The sequence below is a fragment of the Mesorhizobium tamadayense genome (genome assembly GCF_003863365.1).
Classification (GTDB): domain Bacteria; phylum Pseudomonadota; class Alphaproteobacteria; order Rhizobiales; family Rhizobiaceae; genus Mesorhizobium; species Mesorhizobium tamadayense.
This window is the reverse complement of the sequence record NZ_RQXT01000207.1, coordinates 1-626: the sequence shown is the minus strand read 5'-3', so window position 1 is coordinate 626 and position 626 is coordinate 1. Positions and strand designations below refer to the sequence as shown.

Here is a 626-nt window from a genome sequence, read left to right as displayed (position 1 = left end):
TCCTCGAGGTTCTGGATGAGAGCGTCGGCGTCGTAGGCCTTGTCGGCAAGGAGGGCTTGCGGGTCGACTTGGTCGAGCAGCGGCTCAGCCTGGCTAAGATCGGAGGCTTGGCCGGGGGTCAGAGAGAAGCCGACGGGGTTGCCCAGGGCGTCGACCATGGCGTGGATCTTGGTGGTCAGTCCGCCTCGGGAGCGTCCGATGGCTTGGTCTTGGCCCGCTTTTTTTGGGCGCCGGCGCTGTGCTGGTGGGCCCGCACGATGGTTGCGTCCAGCGACATGTACTCGTTGTCGTGATCACTGGCCAAAGTCTTGAAGATACGGTCAAAAACGCCGCTCTTGGCCCACCGGTCGAAGCGTTGCCAGACAATCTTCCAGTCACCGAAACGCGGCGGCAGGTCCCGCCAAGGAATGCCCGCCCGGTAGCGGTAGAGCACCGCTTCGACAAACAGGCGGTTGTCCTGCGCCGTCCCACCCACATGGCCCTCACGGCCCGGCAGGAAATCCTTGATCCGATCCCACTGGTCGTCGCGAAGCCCGTATCGCCGCATCGGTCGGTTCCCCAAATCAAACCGACCGCCTATGAATCACTCAAAGACTGATTTGGGAATCCCCTAACTGAAGACACGC

The 626-nt window shown here is 62.3% G+C and carries 1 pseudogene; it reads right to left on the bottom strand.

From position 1 onward, the window contains the following. Positions 1 to 547 (bottom strand): annotated as a pseudogene (locus tag EH240_RS37285) (IS5 family transposase); the annotation flags it as partial. Between the last annotated feature and the right edge of the window lie 79 nt (positions 548 to 626).